This is a genomic window from Mixta sp. (assembly GCF_024610815.1).
In the GTDB taxonomy this organism is placed as follows: domain Bacteria; phylum Pseudomonadota; class Gammaproteobacteria; order Enterobacterales; family Enterobacteriaceae; genus Mixta; species Mixta calida.
Genome location: NZ_JANION010000104.1, coordinates 1 through 13,539 on the forward strand (window position 1 = coordinate 1; position 13,539 = coordinate 13,539).

16 protein-coding genes are annotated in these 13,539 nt (G+C 59.1%); 6 read left to right on the forward strand and 10 right to left on the reverse strand.

What is annotated here, in order from left to right:
- Positions 1–52: 52 nt before the first annotated feature.
- Positions 53–286 carry a hypothetical protein gene (locus MYY08_RS06935; protein ID WP_084971560.1) on the reverse strand — a complete coding sequence of 78 codons (234 nt, stop codon included), beginning with the start codon at positions 284–286 and terminating at the stop codon, positions 53–55.
- A 320-nt stretch (positions 287–606) separates the two neighbouring features.
- On the opposite strand from MYY08_RS06935, the gene copM reads away from it, so the two are divergent.
- A complete protein-coding gene (copM, locus tag MYY08_RS06940) occupies positions 607–954 on the forward strand; it encodes a CopM family metallochaperone (protein ID WP_081981827.1) in 348 nt (115 codons plus the stop codon).
- A 92-nt stretch (positions 955–1,046) separates the two neighbouring features.
- Positions 1,047–1,241, forward strand: coding sequence for a hypothetical protein (locus MYY08_RS06945; protein ID WP_038627702.1), 195 nt, complete (start codon positions 1,047–1,049; stop codon positions 1,239–1,241).
- Positions 1,242–1,315: 74 nt separating this feature from the next.
- Here the strand turns inward: MYY08_RS06945 and MYY08_RS06950 are convergent, their stop codons facing one another.
- The 6 genes from MYY08_RS06950 to MYY08_RS06975 all read right to left on the reverse strand — a co-directional run bounded on the left by MYY08_RS06950 (position 1,316) and on the right by MYY08_RS06975 (position 7,077).
- A complete protein-coding gene (locus tag MYY08_RS06950; protein ID WP_084971558.1) occupies positions 1,316–1,993 on the reverse strand; it encodes an ABC transporter ATP-binding protein in 678 nt (225 codons plus the stop codon).
- Positions 1,986–2,831, reverse strand: a complete 846-nt coding sequence (locus MYY08_RS06955) for an ABC transporter ATP-binding protein (protein WP_038627698.1) — start codon at positions 2,829–2,831, stop codon at positions 1,986–1,988. The genes MYY08_RS06950 and MYY08_RS06955 overlap by 8 nt, the downstream gene beginning before the upstream one ends.
- Positions 2,821–3,681 (reverse strand): ABC transporter permease, encoded by an 861-nt coding sequence (locus MYY08_RS06960; protein WP_038627696.1) that lies wholly within the window; start codon positions 3,679–3,681, stop codon positions 2,821–2,823. The genes MYY08_RS06955 and MYY08_RS06960 overlap by 11 nt, the downstream gene beginning before the upstream one ends.
- Positions 3,678–4,730, reverse strand: coding sequence for an ABC transporter permease (locus MYY08_RS06965; RefSeq protein ID WP_084970409.1), 1,053 nt, complete (start codon positions 4,728–4,730; stop codon positions 3,678–3,680). Before MYY08_RS06965 ends, MYY08_RS06960 begins: the two co-directional genes overlap by 4 nt.
- Complete coding sequence (locus MYY08_RS06970) at positions 4,730–6,298, reverse strand: ABC transporter substrate-binding protein (RefSeq protein WP_288013856.1); 1,569 nt, start codon at positions 6,296–6,298, stop codon at positions 4,730–4,732. The genes MYY08_RS06965 and MYY08_RS06970 overlap by 1 nt, the downstream gene beginning before the upstream one ends.
- Before the next feature lie 122 nt (positions 6,299–6,420).
- Complete coding sequence (locus MYY08_RS06975; RefSeq protein ID WP_038627690.1) at positions 6,421–7,077, reverse strand: CPBP family intramembrane glutamic endopeptidase; 657 nt, start codon at positions 7,075–7,077, stop codon at positions 6,421–6,423.
- A 214-nt stretch (positions 7,078–7,291) separates the two neighbouring features.
- Here MYY08_RS06975 and MYY08_RS06980 point away from each other — a divergent pair, with 214 nt between their 5' ends.
- The 3 genes from MYY08_RS06980 (at position 7,292) to MYY08_RS06990 (ending at position 11,252) form a co-directional block, all read left to right on the forward strand.
- Positions 7,292–9,904 (forward strand): bifunctional diguanylate cyclase/phosphodiesterase, encoded by a 2,613-nt coding sequence (locus MYY08_RS06980; protein ID WP_052133934.1) that lies wholly within the window; start codon positions 7,292–7,294, stop codon positions 9,902–9,904.
- Positions 9,905–10,165: 261 nt separating this feature from the next.
- On the forward strand, positions 10,166–10,459 hold the full coding sequence (locus MYY08_RS06985; RefSeq protein WP_038627687.1) for an I78 family peptidase inhibitor: 294 nt from the start codon (positions 10,166–10,168) through the stop codon (positions 10,457–10,459).
- A gap of 247 nt (positions 10,460–10,706) precedes the next feature.
- Positions 10,707–11,252 carry a GNAT family N-acetyltransferase gene (locus MYY08_RS06990; protein WP_052133933.1) on the forward strand — a complete coding sequence of 182 codons (546 nt, stop codon included), beginning with the start codon at positions 10,707–10,709 and terminating at the stop codon, positions 11,250–11,252.
- Between the two features lie 2 nt (positions 11,253–11,254).
- Here the strand turns inward: MYY08_RS06990 and MYY08_RS06995 are convergent, their stop codons facing one another.
- A complete protein-coding gene (locus MYY08_RS06995; protein WP_038627685.1) occupies positions 11,255–11,506 on the reverse strand; it encodes a biofilm development regulator YmgB/AriR family protein in 252 nt (83 codons plus the stop codon).
- Between the two features lie 182 nt (positions 11,507–11,688).
- On the reverse strand, positions 11,689–12,366 hold the full coding sequence (locus MYY08_RS07000) for a MarC family NAAT transporter (protein ID WP_038627683.1): 678 nt from the start codon (positions 12,364–12,366) through the stop codon (positions 11,689–11,691).
- Positions 12,367–12,716: 350 nt separating this feature from the next.
- Here MYY08_RS07000 and cspE point away from each other — a divergent pair, with 350 nt between their 5' ends.
- The gene (cspE, locus tag MYY08_RS07005) at positions 12,717–12,929 is read left to right on the forward strand and encodes a transcription antiterminator/RNA stability regulator CspE (RefSeq protein ID WP_038627682.1); all 213 of its coding nucleotides are present in this window, start codon (positions 12,717–12,719) and stop codon (positions 12,927–12,929) included.
- Between the two features lie 239 nt (positions 12,930–13,168).
- On the opposite strand, the gene MYY08_RS07010 is transcribed toward cspE, so the two are convergent.
- Positions 13,169–13,342 (reverse strand): con-10 family general stress protein, encoded by a 174-nt coding sequence (locus tag MYY08_RS07010; RefSeq protein ID WP_071883701.1) that lies wholly within the window; start codon positions 13,340–13,342, stop codon positions 13,169–13,171.
- Between the last annotated feature and the right edge of the window lie 197 nt (positions 13,343–13,539).

Below are 13,539 nucleotides of genomic sequence, written 5' to 3' on the forward strand. Positions count from 1 at the left end.
AGCGTGATTAATAACGTGTTTGATTAAGCGAACAGGGCGATAAACACACGGCTTAGCTTTGATTCTCAATAATAATTTCTGGCTGGCAAGCTTCGTCCGCTTTTACGACGCGAAACAGCGCCTGCCCCTGATGCACATAAATACAGGCGCGGCCCTGCGAGCCGCCGTCCTGCTCCTGCGACAGCGAGACGGCGACGCCTGCGCGCCGACGACGACAAGCCATGTCGTTGCGAAAAAAAACGGACGGAGAAATGCCCTGTTTACCAGAGAAAAGGTCATACAGCATCCTTACTTCTTTAGTGCGTTTTACAGCGAGCGGCCATGGCGGGTCATCCTATTATTGGTTCTGGTGAAATAAAGGAAACAGGTTTTTTTCTGAGTTGCTTTTATTAACGAGACGCGTCTGTCAGGAGCGACATTTATCATGCGCCGCCGGTTAAAAATGTGAAGCTGGCCAATAAATCATTTGCTTTTATCGTCCCGGCGCCGCTAAAACGTGCCAGCGGAGTTTATTAACGGAGGATGCCTCGCGCTTATTGACCTTCCCCTAAGGGAAAGGTTTATTTTGAGCCTTTCAGGACGAATTTCCACTGACGAGGATAAATGATGAAAACGTTGTCTGTAACACTTCTGCTTTCCGTACTGACCGCGTCCGGCGCCTGGGCTGCCGACGACATGCATCAGCATGAGGCCATGACGCCCGCCCAGCAGAGCTATCAGCAGGGCATGACCGCCATGCATGAAAAGATGATGGACGGCCTTAAGGCGCAGGATGCCGACGTCGCTTTCGCTCAGGGCATGATCGCCCATCATCAGGGGGCGATTGAGATGGCGAAAACCGAACTGCAATATGGCAAAGATCCTGAGATGCAGAAGCTGGCCAGAGAAATTATCGCTGCGCAGCAGCCGGAAATCGACAGAATGCAGGAATGGCTGAAAACGCATCAGAAGTAAGCGCGGCGCATCGGGACAGCAGCGCGACGCGGTTTTTTTTCGGCGTTTAGGCTAAACTCTGCCATTTCCCCCTTAATGACAGGAACGTTTGTATGTCGAATGAAATTGCGCATCCTTCCAGCAGCCCGAAGCAGGCTGCGCTGCAGCTGGTGATTGAACTGGTGCGTGCCGGCAAGCTCAGCCCGCTGCAGGGCGACGCCAGCAACATGATCTCTATCTACGAGCAGTTCAGAACGCATTTTGAATCTGAAAAGAAAAAAGAAGCGTCAGATTCAGCGATTTCCTGACCGTTAAACCGCTCCTGAGCGCATGATAAAAAGGCGGCCGTCGTAAGGCCGCCTTTGTCCGTTTTGGCGCGGCGTCAGGCGCTGCGGTTGCCGACGATGCGGCCTGCCTCCATCTGCACGGCGCGATCGCACATATGATCGATCACATCCGGGTCGTGGCTCACCAGCACCATTGTCAGCCCATCCTGCTGTTTCAGCTGATTCAGCAGATTGAGAATTTCCGCCTGCACCGACATATCCAGCGCCGAGGTCGGCTCATCCAGCAACAGCACTTTCGGCTCCAGCAGCAGGGCGCGCACAATCGCCACGCGCTGACGCTGGCCGCCGGAAAGCTGATGCGGGTAGCGTTCCGCCAGCGCCGGATCGAGGCCGACATGACGGAAGCCTGCATGAATGCGATCGTCGATATTGTCGCGCTTCAGCAGCTTCAATGGCTCCGCCAGCGTGCGGCGCAGGCGATGACGCGGATGCAGCGAGGCGTACGGATCCTGAAACACCATCTGCACTTCGCGGCGCAGGTCGCCGGTAAAGGCTTTTCCCGGCGGCGCCTGGTGGCCCGCCAGCCGCATTTTGCCCTGCCAGTGCGGATTCAGTCCCGCCATGACCCACAGCAGGGAAGATTTGCCGCAGCCGGACGGCCCTACCAGCCCAAAGCATTCTCCCGGCGCGACCGACAGCGATACATCATGCACCACGGTGCGCAGGTCGTAGCCGTGACGATGCGCCACGCTGAGGTTCTGTAAATCAATCATGCTCAAGCTGCACCTCCAGTGCGGCGCGATCCAGCACCGGCAGCGACTGGCCGTGCGTCGCCTTGCTGGGACGGCAGGCCCACAGCGTGCGGGTGTAAGGGTGAGTGGCGCGCGGCAGGTCGGCGGCGGGCAGGCTGTCGAGCAGCTGGCCTTTGTACATCACCATCACCCGTTCGCAATGTTCCGCTACCTGTTGCAGATCGTGACTGATCAACAGCAGTCCCATGTTGCGCTCCTCCACCAGGCGGCGGATCAGCGCCAGTACCTGATCGCGCATCGCGTGATCCAGCGCAGAGGTCGGCTCGTCGGCGATCAAAAATTGCGGATCGGCGATCAGCGCGATCGCCAGCATCACGCGCTGGCCCATGCCGCCGGAAAGCTGGTGCGGATAGCGCGTCATCAGCTGGGTCGGCTGCGGCAGGCCTACCGCCGCCAGCATCTCCGCCACCTTTTCCCGCCGCTCGGCGCGGCTCAGGCGATGGTGCAGCTTCAGCGGCTCCTCGACCTGCCAACCGACGGTGCGCGTCGGGTTGAGCGCATATTTCGGGTCCTGCATCACCATGCCTACCTCGCTGCCGCGCAGCTGGCTCCAGCGTTTTTCACTGAGCGTCAGGGCGTCGCGGCCTGCGATCTGCAACTGGCGCGCCTGCAAATGCAGCCCCGGCGCCAGCAGGCCCATCAGCGAACGGGCGGTAAGGGATTTGCCGGAGCCCGATTCGCCTACCAGCGCCACGCGCTCGCGTCCCAGAGTAAAGCTGACCTGGCGCACCAGCGCCGATTGCGCGCTGTGGATGCTCAGGTTATCCGCGATAACCAGCGGCGTATTATCAGTTGCCATGACGAGTATCCAGTCGGTCGCGCAGGCCGTCGCCTGTCAGGTTAAACGCCAGGCTGGCGAACAGAATGGCGCCGCCCGGCGCGGCCGCCACCCACCACTGATCGAAAATCACCTTGCTGCCTTCCGCCACCATTGAGCCCCATTCCGCGGTCGGCGGCTGAACGCCCATGCCCAGGAAGCCGAGCCCGGCGGCGGAGAGGATGATGCCGCCGAGGCTGAGCGCGGCGCGCACCACCGCGCTGGGCAGGCAGAGCGGCAGAATATGACCGAACATCAGGCGCAGGCCGGTGATGCCCTGCATGCGCGCGGCGGCGAGGTAGTCGCTGCGGCGCAGCGCCAGCGTCTCGGCGCGTGCCTGACGCGCAAAGGGCGGCCAGCTGGTCAGTGCCAGCGCCAGCGCGCCGTTCAGCAGGCCGGGGCCGAGGATCGAAACCAGCGCCAACGCGATCACCAGGTTAGGCAATGAAAGGAAAATATCGGTTATGCGCATTAATACGCGCTCGGTCCAGCCGCCGAGGTAGCCAGCCATAATGCCGACCAGCAGGCCGACGGGAATGGTCAGCAGCAGGATCAGCGACACCAGCAGCAGCGTCGGACGCGCGCCGTAGATCACCCGCGACAGCAGATCGCGGCCAAAGCCGTCGGTGCCGAACCAGTGCAGGGCGGAAGGCGGCAGCAGACGGGCCGAAATGGTCTGCGCGTTGGGATCGAAAGGCGCCAGCAGCGGCGCGAACAGCGCCATCAGCACCAGGATCGCCACCAGCGCGCCGCCGACGAATAGCGTCGTCAGCCGACGGCGGCGGCGTCCCACGGGCGCCACGGTTTCAGCATCGGATAAATGTTGGGTCATCGGGTTCTCGGATCGGTTAACCAGGTCAGGGCGTCCGCCAGCGCGTTAAGCAGCACGAAACAGCCGCCAATCAGCAGCGTTGAGCCAAGGATTGCGGGCACATCGGAGGCGAAAAGCGCGGTGGTGAGATAACGGCCAACGCCGGGCCAGGCGAATACCGTCTCCGTCAGCACCGAGCCTTCCAGCAGCGTGGCGTAGGAGAGCGCCAGCACGGTGATCAGCGTGCCGCGCACATTCGGGAAGATATGACAGAGCAGGATGCGTCCGCGGCTGGCGCCTTTGGCGCGCGCCAGCGCAACATACTCTTTACCGCTCTCTTCGAGCAGGGCGGCGCGCAGCAGGCGCGTGATGCCCGCCATCGACAGCATGCCCAGCACCACCACCGGCAGCCAGAGGTGGGCGATGGCGTTGCGGAACATCTCGCGGTCGCCGGAAAGCCAGCTGTCGATCAGCACGAAGCCGGTTTTCGGCTCCAGCGTGTAGACCCAGATATCATCGAGACGGCCGGGTCCGGCGGACCAGTGCAGCACCGCGTAGAACAGCAGCAGCCCCAGCAGACCGAGCCAGAACACCGGCACCGAATAGCCCAGCAGCGAGATCAGCCGCGCCAGATTATCCAGCACGCTGCCCGGTTTCCACGCCGCCAGTAGCGCGAGCGCGATGCCGAACAGCGCGCCGAAAATCATCGCGCAGCTCGCCAGTTCGATGGTCGCCGGGAACGTGCGCGCCAGATCGCTGGCCACCGGCTGGCTGGTGATATGGGAGATACCCAGATCGCCGCGCGCCAGGTGTTCCAGATAGCGCCAGAACTGCACCGGCAGCGGCTGGTCGAGTCCTAAATCGTGACGCACCTGTTGATAAGTCGATTCGCTGGCGTGGTCGCCGGCGATCTGCAACACCGGATCGACCGGCGAGAGGTGCGAGAGCATAAAGGTGAACGCCAGCAGGCCAAGCAGCGTCACCAGCAGCGAAAGCAGGCTGGTGACGACGCGGCCGCCGCGACGCCAGAACTGCCGGGCGCGCCCGGCATCCGTTGCGGATAACGTCATTACTTACTGACCTGGCTGTAGTAAACCATATCGGGGTTGATGCCCTGCACGTAGCCTTTCAGGTTATCGCGGACGGCAATGAGGTTGCGCGCCTGCAGGCCGACCACGTACGGCGAGTTTTTCATCACTTCGCGCTGCATCGCCTGATAGAGTGCGATGCGCTTCGCCGGATCGCTTTCCGCCGTGGCGGCCAGCGTCTGCTTGCTCAGTTCAGGAATGTGCCAGTTGGAGCGCCAGGCGAGCGTTTTACTGCCGTCTTCCGGGTTGTAGGCGAAGGCGGAGGCGTTGGTGTTCGGATCGAAATAGTCCGCTCCCCAGGCGTTCAGCGTCGCTTCATACTTATGCGCCTTAACGTTGGTTGAGACTTCGGTGCTCAGGCCGGGGATCAGCTCCACGCGAATGCCGCCTTTGGCGAAGCTGGCCTGCAACGCCTGCGCGATATCCAGATAAGGCGGCTGGTTGCTGACCGCCAGCTTGAAGCTGACATTCTTCAGGCCCGCTTTCGCCAGGATCGCCTTCGCTTTTTCCGGGTCGTACTGATACGGCGTCTCGTTGAGCGCGCCGGGGAAGCCCTCCGGCAGGAAGGACTGATGCACCTGGAACTGGCCTTTCAGCAGATCGTCGGCGATGCCGTGATAGTCAAACAGGTAGCGCGCCGCTTCCCACAGTGCCGGATTTTTCAGCGCGGGCTGCGCGTCAATATTGAACTGTATGTAGTAGAGCGACGCCATCGGGATCGCCAGCGGCTTCACGCCTGGCTTGCCTTTCAGCGCCGCCATCTGATCGGCGCCCAGATTGCGGGCGATATCGGCGTCGCCCTGCTCAAGCAGCAGGCGGCGCGCCGCCGGTTCCGGCACGTTTTTGATCAGAATGTTTTTCAGCTTCGGCTTGTCGCCCGGCGAGCTGGGGTTGGCGGTCATCAGCACCACCTCATGCGGCACGTAGCGGCGGATCTGAAACGGGCCGCTGCCGGCGGAGTGGGTCGCCAGCCATTTGTTGCCGAGGTCATTATTCTGCTGGTTCGCCAGCACGGTTTTGGCATCGATGATCGAGGCCACCGGCGCCGCCAGCAGGCTCAGCACGTAGGCCGGGCTGACGTTGGCCTGCCAGCTGATCTGCACATGCTTGTCGTCGATTTTCTTCAGCTGGCCATCAACATTCTCTTTGGTCCAGCCGAGCTGGGTAAGAATGAAAGAAGGGTCGAGATTCAGCTTCACCACGCGCGACAGGGAAAAGATCACATCTTCCGGGCGCACCGGGTTACCGGAGGCGAAAGTCGCGCCGTCGCGTAGCGTGACGATCAGGCTGCGGTTATCTTTGCCCGCTTCCCAGCTGCTTGCCAGCGTCGGCTTCAGCTCGTTCGGGTTTTGCGGATCGGATTGCAGCAGACGCTGGTAGAGGTTGGTGAACGCCTGAACGGAGGTCAGCTCAAAGCCTTCGGCCGGATCGAAGCTGCTGGCGTCATCGATAGACTGTGCGATAACCAGGGTGTCAGGCGGCGTGGCCGCGCTGGCGGCGAAGCTGGCGCTCATCGCCAGCGTCAGAACTGCAGGAACAAAACTTTTCATGACGTTTCCTTACCGTTTTTTCGCGAGTGTAAGGGAACAACCGGAAGGGCTGATAGTAGAATAATCGCTATGCTTATGAGTAAAAGTTATAAGTCAGCCGAAATGGTTATAAACCTTTTCCGTCAGGACTGCAGCACGTACCAGAGAGAGGGCAGCAGCGCGATCAGATTATTAAGCATATGCAGGAATATCGGCAGCAGCAAACTGTTGGCGCGCAGCCGCGCATAGCAAAGCAGAAGGGAGAACAGCGTCAGCACCGCAAGGGTTTGCCAGTGGACATATTGCGTATGCATCACGGCGAACAACAGCGAGGTCAGCACGATGCAGGCGAAGCGGCTGCGCGGCGCCCACAGCAGAAACCCCTGTAGCAAAAAGCCGCGAAACAGAATCTCTTCAAACACCGGCGCCAGCAGCACGGCGGAAAACAGCAGAATCCAGAGCGAAACAACGCTCTGGTTCGCCTGATCTTCCAGCCAGCGCTCCGGCTGCAAAAACTGCGTCTGCGCCGCCATCAGCGCCAGCAGCAATGCCAGAAACAACAGCGTCGGCCTGGCCCGCAGCCGTCCCAGCGGGATATCGCTGCGGCGCGCCTGATAAAAACGGTAGAGCGGCCACAGCACCGCGAACTCAAACAGGCAGAGCACCGGCACCAGCAATCCCTTCTGCTGTAAATCGCCGTAGTTGGGAAACCAGGTGATCGCCAGCGTGATCAGATAGTAGAGAACAAAACTGCCAAGGTAGAACAGCGTCAGCGCAGCTCTGTCGTGTTGGGTTTTCATAGGCGGTGTCGGAAGCGGAAGGGAAGAGGAGTGTAACAACCGCCACGATCGCTGTCGAGACGCCCACAGAAGCGCGCTTTTTCTCTAAACAGTTGAGGCATCGGGCCGATAACGACTCTAAGCGTGAAATAAGCAGGAATCTACGCCGCGCCTCGCCAGTCGCTGCGTCTTATACAGCGGAGGTTGTACAACGCATTTTACCAGGGTTTCGTAGATGAATTTATCGCCTTTATTACCGTTTAACCTTCGCCCGGCTGAAAAGCCCACCACCTTATTTACGCGCCGTACGCTGGTGGTGCTGGGCTGTATAATGGGCGTCGTCCTTATCACTATGGTGACGATGATAGTTTTTATCGCCCTGCGGCAAAACAGCGCCGCGCTGGCGCAGGAGAAGTTCTTGCTGCGCAACGCCTGGCAGGATCGACAGCAGTCTGTTCTGACCGATATCCGCGATTACGCCTTCTGGGGGGAAGCCTGGAACCATCTGCACCTGCGGGTGGATAAGGAGTGGGCGTTCGATCAGCAGAACTTCGGGCCGGGTCTCTACAGTGAATACCACTATGAAGGCGTCTTCGTCGTCGACGGCGCGGGACGCACGCGCTACGCGGTGATCAACGGCAAAGTCAGCACCATGCCGGTCGAACAGTGGCTGGGCAAGCTGAGCCGCAGCGTGGTGGATGAGGCGCGCGCGATGCTCGAAAATGAGACCGCGCTGGTAAAAAATGCGCGCGTTGAAGGCGCGCCCGCCATTGTCGCCGCCGCGCCGATCACCACCGGCAAAGTACCGGGGCTGGGAACCCTTCCCGGTCCGCCGTCGGTCATGATATTCGTCGACCGCTATACGCCGCGCAAACTGCTGGCGCTGGGCAACAGCGTCGGCGTCAGCCAGCTCCACACGGCGCCGGAGAGCGGATCGCCTTCGCGGGCGAGCATCATGCTGTCGGTAGAGCAGGGCGCGCCGCTGCTGGTCCGCTGGGAAAGCAGCAGGCCGGGGCACAATCTGCTGTTGGTAACGTTGCCGCTGCTGGCATTGACCATTTTGATGCTGGGCGTTATTTCGCGGCGCGTGGTGCGTCACGCGATGGATAATGCCCGTCTTTCTGATTGGCGCTTCGAACAGCTGCGCCAGAGCAAGAGCGAGCTGAGCCACAGCGAGGCGCGCTTCCGCGATGTGGCGGAAGCGGCTTCCGACTGGATCTGGGAGACCGATGCGCAGGGCATGCTGACCTATCTCTCGTCGCGCTTCACGGCGGTGACCGGTTATGACGTCGCGGTACAGAGCGGCAAACCGATCGACTGCCTGCTGATTGGCAACGGCCAGTCGGTGTCGGAGTGGATGCTGCGCCAGAGCGCGGGCGGCGAGCGACGCACGCTGCGCTGTCACTACCGTTCGGCGCAGGGCGAAGATCGCATCTGCAGCCTGGTGGCGAAGCCGATCGAGCTGCACGGCAAGCTACAGGGATTCCGTGGCACCGTGTCCGATATCACCCATGAGGTGGAGGCGCAGGCGCGCATTCAGTATCTGTCGCAGCATGACACGCTGACCGGTCTGCCTAACCGCCACCGCATGAATGAGTTTCTGAGCGGCAAGCTGCAGGCGCAGCCGACGGAAGCGCAGCCGCTGGTGATGTTCAGCCTCGATCTTGACCACTTTAAGCCGATTAACGACCTTTACGGCCACGCGGCGGGCGACAGCGTGCTGAATGAGGTCTCGCAGCGTCTGCGCGTCTGCCTTGAGCGGGACGATTTACTGTCGCGGCAGGGCGGCGATGAGTTTATTTTGCTGCTGAGCGGCCTGACCAGCGTCGAGGCGATCGAGGCGCGCTGTCGCTGCCTGATGAGTGAAATCCATAAGCCGTTCCACGTGGCGGGGCAGGTGGTGCATATCGGCGCGTCGATCGGCATCGCGCGCGCGCCGCAGGACGCGCTACAGCCAGAGGAGCTGCTGCGCATGGCTGATATCGCGCTCTATCAGTCGAAAAACCTGGGCCGCGACCGCTGGGTATTCTATTCGCCGGAAATGTCCGAGCAGCTGGTGCGCCGACGTGAAATGGAGCGCGCGCTCAGCCAGGCGGTGGCGCGGGACGAACTGCGCCTGTTCTATCAGCCGCGTTACTCGCTGCACAGCGGCCGCATGGATGGCGCGGAAGCGCTGCTGCGCTGGCAGCCGTCGCCGCCGGCGCTGGTAATGCCCGACAGCTTTATTCCGCTGGCGGAAGAAACCGGGCTGATCCTGCCAATCAGCGACTGGGTATTGCAGCGCGCCTGTCGCGACGCCCTGAGCTGGCCGCGCCCGTTCTACGTCTCGGTCAACATCTCGCCAGTGGAGTTTTGCCGCGGCGACCTGGTCGGACGCGTGGCGAGCGTGCTGCGCATAACCGGACTGCCAGCCGAGCGGCTGGAGCTGGAGATCACCGAAAATGTGACGCTGGAAAACCCGGACAACACGCTGAAAGTCATGCAGCGCCTGAAAGCGCTGGGCGTGCGGCTGACAGTGGACGATTTCGGCTCCGGCTACGCCTCGCTCGGCTACCTGAAAACCTTTCCGTTCGACGGCCTGAAGATGGATCGCTCCTACATGAAGGATTTCCCGCATTCGCAGCAGGCGCATTCCATCGTTAACGGCATTATCGGCCTGGGCAAGGCGTTTTCGCTGGTGATTACCGCAGAGGGAATTGAGAGCGCGGAGCAGTTTGCCGAACTGCAGGCGATTGCCTGCGACGAAGGACAGGGCTATTTCCTGGGCAGGCCGATGCCGGCAGGCGATTTTGTGCGTCTGCTTGAGACGGCGGATGAAACCGATAAAGAAACGGGCCAGCCAGTCTGACCCGTCAGGTGCTTAGCGAACGCGGACGGCCACACAGGTCATCAGCACCGCAAAGCCGATAAAGATAGCCAGTTCCATAATGCACCTCCTGAGATTAATCTTAAAAATTATAGCCAAGGAGTGGGTGAAATTTAGACTGTTTGTGCCTGTTTCACGCTTTGCGTCACAGTCCCGACCCGGATAAAGCGGTCCGCATTCGCTGGACGATCTGTTACGCTTTACCGCCAGTCACTGAACGAGAAGCCAAAGAGGAGAGTCACGATGAAACAGTATGGAAAAGCGGCGCTGGTGATGGCGCTGTTTACTCTGGCAGCCTGTCAGCACGGACAGAAAGGCGCTGACGCGACGGCGGTCGATCCTGACGCCGACCGCTGCGGCGCATCTGGTTATCAGAGCTATGTCGGCAAACCGCTTTCCGCCGTAAACAGCCTGCGTTTCGATCATCCGGTGCGCGCGATTCCTTATAACTCAGCGGTGACGATGGATTTCAATCTGAATCGCCTGAATTTCCTCGGCGATAAGAACGATGTGATTACCCGCGTTTACTGCGGCTAACGTCTGATTTATCCGTTGCGCGCAATTGTCTTGCGGCTGTCACGCTGCTGTCATCTGCGCCGGGCAGGATAGCGGGGAAATAACGTGATTTCCCCGTCACATAACAGTGTACTGCTCGTCTTCATTCCTCCCGCCTCGTGCGGGATTTTTTTATGGACGGATGCAGCGCCGTTACATTCGGCTACGCTTGAAAATTAGCTCGCTAACACATTGCGCTAAACGACAAACCGATGCTGGGGACGAGGGAATGCAGGAAAAAAGAGCGCTACGGGTGACGACCGCAACGCCGACGCTGCTGCGCGCGCTACAGGCGCTTGATTATCGTTTTACCGTCACGCAGGAACTGGACGCCGCTTTTGACAGGCCGGTGCGTGATGGCTTACGTGACGTGACGCCGCGCGAAAAAAACTATTTTAACGATCCGCAGCAGTTCGCCGCTTATCTGGATAGCCGCGACGGGGCGTTTTTCGTCACGCTGGTTGACGAACGGCCGGTCGGCTATCTGGCGGTCAGCCGCAACTGGAACGGTCTGGCGCTGGTGGAGGATATTGCCATCGACAGCGGGTTCAGACGCTGCGGCTGCGGCAGCGCCTTGCTGACGCACGCGATCGGCTGGGCGCATGAACAGCAGCTGGCCGGCGTCACGCTGGAGACGCAGAACACCAACGTCGCCGCCTGCCTGCTCTATGAAAAAATGGGGTTTGAGCTGGGCGGCATTGACAGGCATCTTTATCGCGCGTTGCATGCCCGGCCGGCGGAGGTGGCCCTGTTCTGGTATCTCTGGTTCAGATAACGCTAATCTTCGGAAGTGCCCTGCATCAGCTGCGCCAGCACGTTGCGATAGCTTTGCAGCACGCCCTCATCCTTTTCCAGATCGAGTTTTTTGATCACGCTGGCGATCAGCGCCTTATCCGTGGTGGGTTTGCCTGCCTGCATCAGCTCCATCATCACTACCGCCAACAGCTCTGCTTCTTTCGGCGCGTTCCACGCCGGGCTGTTGAAGTAGTCGGTAATTTCCCGGCCAGCGCTGGTGGATTGTGTTCTCATTCTCAACCTCCAAAAACGCAGCATCGACGCGGAGCGCCGACGGATCAGTGTCAGAGCAACAAGGGGCCAGAAAGGCACATCAACATGACTTGACGCCACCTTAAGGACAAGTGGCGATTTTTTAAACATAGAAGTGTGAATGAGAAATGTCAGTAACAAAATGAAATATTTTTGCGGCGTAATTAACCTCCGGCTGACGTGAAGGCGTGAGCGACCTCCAATACGCCGTTAATCACAAACTGCACGCCCATGCAGACCAGTAAAAAGCCCATCAGACGCGAGATGGCTTCAATGCCGCTTTTGCCGGTCCAGCGCATAATGGCGCCAGAGCTGCGCAGGCAGAGCCACAAAATCAGGCTGACGCAGAAAAAGGTGGCGACCGGCGCGACGGCGATGACCCAGGTGGGAAAATCAACGCCGCCGCGCACGGTAGACGCGGAGCTGATAATCATCGCAATGGTGCCCGGCCCGGCGGTACTCGGCATCGCCAGCGGCACGAAGGCGATATTCACCGCTTTGTGCGCGTTAAGCTCATCCTGCTTATGCTCCGCCTCGACCGACTGCCCGGCGGGCTGCTGTGGAAACAGCATGCGAAAGCCGATAAAGGCGACAATCAGGCCGCCGGCGATGCGCAGCCCAGGAATGGAGATGCCAAAGGTATCCATTACCGCCTGGCCTGCGTACCAGGCGACGGTCATAATCAGGAAAACGTAGCAGGCGGCCTGGAAAGATTGCTTCCTGCGTTCGCTGGCGCTCATATCGCCAGCCAGACCTAAAAACAGGGCGACGGTGGTTAACGGATTCGCCAACGGCAGCAGCACAACCAGGCCCAACCCCACGGCGCGAAGCAACTCTGACATAGCCTGTTCCTTTATCTGTTTCCATTAAGGCAAATAAGCGCCTGCGGCAGTTGTGCCACAAAATAAGTTTTTTCTCAATCTGTCCGCGTGCCGGGGCCTGGCGCCTGCCTGTTCGCTTTTTTTCATGGCTCGCGCTAAAATCCCGCTTGCATTGCGTTGGCGATTATGAGTAAATGCATCGTCGGTTTGTTAAACAGAACCGGGTATGCGAGCAGTTTTAGTAAAGCAGTCTGCAGTGTAAGAGCTATCTCTGATATCCCTTCTTCAGTATCGCCTTCCTGAGTGCCTCATAACATCTGTATACAAACCTGTTGCCCAAGAGGCGTTAATATTCACTGAAGGAAAGACAAATGTCTGCAAAACTGACTGGTTTAGTAAAATGGTTCAACGCTGAGAAAGGTTTCGGCTTCATTTCTCCGGCTGACGGCAGCAAAGACGTGTTCGTACACTTCTCTGCAATCCAGAACCAGGGCTTCAAAACTCTGGAAGAAGGGCAGAACGTTGAGTTCACCATTGAAAACGGTCCGAAAGGCCCGGCTGCTGCTAACGTAACCGTACGTTAAGCAACCAGAATTCAAAAAACCCGCCTGATGGCGGGTTTTTTATTGCCTGAACTCAGGCTGATGCGCTTTTTCGACGGTGCCTGCGATACGCATCCTGTTCGGCTTTACGCGCCATCGCCTGTGGCGGTGAGCCGGGCGGGCTGGCGGATAAAAAAGAACCCCGGAATATCAGTGATATCCCAGGGCCTGATAGCGTGTTGCTACGTCACCACAGTTTCGACGGCGGCGACGAATACGGGTCAGGACTTACGGCCGCCGTGGCTGTTTTGTCCGCCTTTTTTACCCGCTTCGGATGCTTTTTCACGGTCATTTTTGAAGTTGCCGCCGCTCTGCTGGCCGCCTTTTTTACCGGCTTCAGAGGCTTTTTCACGGTCTTCTGCAAAATTACCTGAACCACCACGATGTTCTGCCATAATCGTCTCCTGATTACTTTTCCAGTTTTGGTGAGCATCTAAGAATATGTTTATTACCTGGGTAATGCATATTCTGCGTTGTGACAATTTAAAGTGTAGGCGGAGTTATTTATTTTTCCAGCCGGAGAGGATTTTTTGTTGACTGATATAAACGACTGAAATAAATCTTTTTTCATATTATGTTGTATTTTATGTAT

Bases quoted from the DNA above. Each gene is read 5' to 3' on its own strand.
- MYY08_RS06950 (WP_084971558.1), bottom strand. From the start codon at position 1,993: ATGATTGATTTACAGAACCTCAGCGTGGCGCATCGTCACGGCTACGAC.
- MYY08_RS06970 (WP_288013856.1), bottom strand. From the start codon at position 6,298: ATGAAAAGTTTTGTTCCTGCAGTTCTGACGCTGGCGATGAGCGCCAGC.
- MYY08_RS06935 (WP_084971560.1), bottom strand. From the start codon at position 286: ATGCTGTATGACCTTTTCTCTGGTAAACAGGGCATTTCTCCGTCCGTT.
- MYY08_RS06995 (WP_038627685.1), bottom strand. From the start codon at position 11,506: ATGAGAACACAATCCACCAGCGCTGGCCGGGAAATTACCGACTACTTC.
- copM (WP_081981827.1), top strand. From the start codon at position 607: ATGAAAACGTTGTCTGTAACACTTCTGCTTTCCGTACTGACCGCGTCC.
- MYY08_RS06965 (WP_084970409.1), bottom strand. From the start codon at position 4,730: ATGACGTTATCCGCAACGGATGCCGGGCGCGCCCGGCAGTTCTGGCGT.
- MYY08_RS06945 (WP_038627702.1), top strand. From the start codon at position 1,047: ATGTCGAATGAAATTGCGCATCCTTCCAGCAGCCCGAAGCAGGCTGCG.
- MYY08_RS06955 (WP_038627698.1), bottom strand. From the start codon at position 2,831: ATGGCAACTGATAATACGCCGCTGGTTATCGCGGATAACCTGAGCATC.
- MYY08_RS06980 (WP_052133934.1), top strand. From the start codon at position 7,292: ATGAATTTATCGCCTTTATTACCGTTTAACCTTCGCCCGGCTGAAAAG.
- MYY08_RS06985 (WP_038627687.1), top strand. From the start codon at position 10,166: ATGAAACAGTATGGAAAAGCGGCGCTGGTGATGGCGCTGTTTACTCTG.
- MYY08_RS07010 (WP_071883701.1), bottom strand. From the start codon at position 13,342: ATGGCAGAACATCGTGGTGGTTCAGGTAATTTTGCAGAAGACCGTGAA.
- cspE (WP_038627682.1), top strand. From the start codon at position 12,717: ATGTCTGCAAAACTGACTGGTTTAGTAAAATGGTTCAACGCTGAGAAA.
- MYY08_RS06960 (WP_038627696.1), bottom strand. From the start codon at position 3,681: ATGACCCAACATTTATCCGATGCTGAAACCGTGGCGCCCGTGGGACGC.
- MYY08_RS06990 (WP_052133933.1), top strand. From the start codon at position 10,707: ATGCAGGAAAAAAGAGCGCTACGGGTGACGACCGCAACGCCGACGCTG.
- MYY08_RS07000 (WP_038627683.1), bottom strand. From the start codon at position 12,366: ATGTCAGAGTTGCTTCGCGCCGTGGGGTTGGGCCTGGTTGTGCTGCTG.
- MYY08_RS06975 (WP_038627690.1), bottom strand. From the start codon at position 7,077: ATGAAAACCCAACACGACAGAGCTGCGCTGACGCTGTTCTACCTTGGC.